The following is a 1,826-nucleotide window of genomic DNA, read 5'->3' as shown; positions in this document are numbered from 1 at the left end:
TTTTCCATCTTTTGTTGTTACCTTATACTTGATAACAGGATGCTCCACCCCTATAGATTCGGTTACATAATCAATTTTATATTTTTTATCAAACTCTAAACGCGCTTTAATAAAATCATTTGCTCGTGCATCTGCATCTTGATAATTGGTATATAAGCATCTGATTCTTGTACATCGGCTCTTGATGTTACAAAAATAGTCGCTACACAAAAACCAAATACTAATGTAATAGAGAGACCTATAATATAGGGCCAAACTCTTCCGTTACTTTTTTTACTCACCTTTATGCCTTCTGAGATATATTTTTCTTCTGATATACATAACTATACCATAGAAAACAAAACCGTAGAAAAACAACTTCACATAAAAGATAGCCTCCTGATTGGCATCTCCCGGGTCATTTTCCAAAACAACCCCTTTTGATGTGGCGATTTGGTGTGCTATATCTATATAGCCGTTAAACATACTTCCTGCATATTTACCAACAACCTGCTCTTTTTTCGCTTTTTGCGCCAAAAGGGGAACAATGGTACCCCCGTAGTTGGTGCGCATCTCATTAAAACTCTCCCAACTATCGGCATACACAAGTGCCATTATAAATGCCTGAACGGCAGATGCAACAGGACTCAATACCTGCTTGGCATTAAAATATTTATATAAAGAGGTATCGTTTGCCATAAGGTCAACAGTAGCATCCATTTCAGAAAATACAAGTACAATAGTAGGTTCTTTCAATTTACTTAAAAGTTCCTTTTCGTAACTAACAATATTTTTGCCATCTGGAATCTCTTTAAGCATAAGTAGTCGAAGAGCAATTCCTGTTTTTTCATACAGCTCTTTCCCGAGTGTTTCTACCTCATGAGTGAAAGCATCACGGTGAACTATCTCATCTTTATATAAATATTCTGCAAAGAGTGTCGTTTGAAATACAAATGTGAGGGTGAGGGCAAAAAGCCCTCGAAGTAAAAATTTCAATGAAACTTCCTAACCAATAAAAAGATGGTTTGGAGTAACAACAGCGTAAAGTGTGTAAGCGGCCATAATAACAAGACCCCATGCAATAATTTTATCCATCTCTACACTCCTTACTTTACATCAACAAAAGCTTGTTTAGCATTATCTGTGCTAATCATCTTTATTGATTTTTCATTTTTTAACTGATAAAAGTTCTCCGCATTTGCATTTTGTACACCCATAGCATTTACCGTTAAAAACGCTAAAATACTAAGAAGTAGTACAGTTGCAATAAGCATTCCTGTTACACCGTCAAGAGCAAATACACTTCTATTTTCATTCATGTTATTCTCCTTTGCTCAAACTAATAATATAAGCAGCTGCTGCTTCTTTTTGTTTAGCGTTAAGTCTGTCAAATGCAGGCATTTTACCAATTGCACCTTTTTTACCGTGGTTGAGTACATTCACTACCATTGCAGGTGTAAACTCACGAATATTTGGAGCAACATATGCCATACCTCTACCGTCAGCACCGTGACAAGAAGAACATACACCGGCAAAAACTTCAGCACCAGCTTTATCGCTTGCCGGGAATCCGTTTGCAACGTATTGAGCTACCGCATCAATCTCAGCATCTGTAATGAGTGCACCACTGTTTGCATTAAAGAGTCCGTTTCTATCAGGCATAGGCATTTCTGTACCTAAAAGCTTGTTATTTGAACCATGCTCTACAACATATTTAACAGATTTTTCTTCTATTCTTTGATTAAGATTTGCAGCCTTTCCATCGATACCATCGGCAGCGATACCGTGACATACTTTACACTCTGCCAAGGAAACAGATTCACCCATCTCTACAAGTCTGTCACCTG

Annotated in this window: 3 protein-coding genes and 1 pseudogene; all 4 read right to left on the bottom strand. The window is 37.2% G+C overall.

The genetic code is table 11. The features are described from left to right. Positions 1 to 210, bottom strand: a pseudogene (locus AC30RD_RS08935) (hypothetical protein); the annotation flags it as partial. Positions 211 to 273: 63 nt separating this feature from the next. Further along, on the bottom strand, positions 274 to 975 hold the full coding sequence (locus tag AC30RD_RS08930; RefSeq protein ID WP_489494169.1) for a 3-dehydroquinate dehydratase: 702 nt from the start codon (positions 973 to 975) through the stop codon (positions 274 to 276). A gap of 110 nt (positions 976 to 1,085) precedes the next feature. Further along, positions 1,086 to 1,298, bottom strand: coding sequence for a DUF4006 family protein (locus tag AC30RD_RS08925; protein ID WP_489494167.1), 213 nt, complete (start codon positions 1,296 to 1,298; stop codon positions 1,086 to 1,088). 1 nt (position 1,299) lies between these two features. After that, positions 1,300 to 1,826, bottom strand: a 527-nt coding sequence (locus AC30RD_RS08920; protein ID WP_489494166.1) for a c-type cytochrome, incomplete at its 5' end; no start/stop codon positions are given.

This window comes from Nitrosophilus sp., assembly GCF_982775275.1.
Note: the sequence above shows the minus strand (reverse complement) of the source record. Positions and strands in the feature narration are given on the sequence as shown.

Bases quoted from the DNA above. Each gene is read 5' to 3' on its own strand.
- AC30RD_RS08925 (WP_489494167.1), bottom strand. From the start codon at position 1,298: ATGAATGAAAATAGAAGTGTATTTGCTCTTGACGGTGTAACAGGAATG.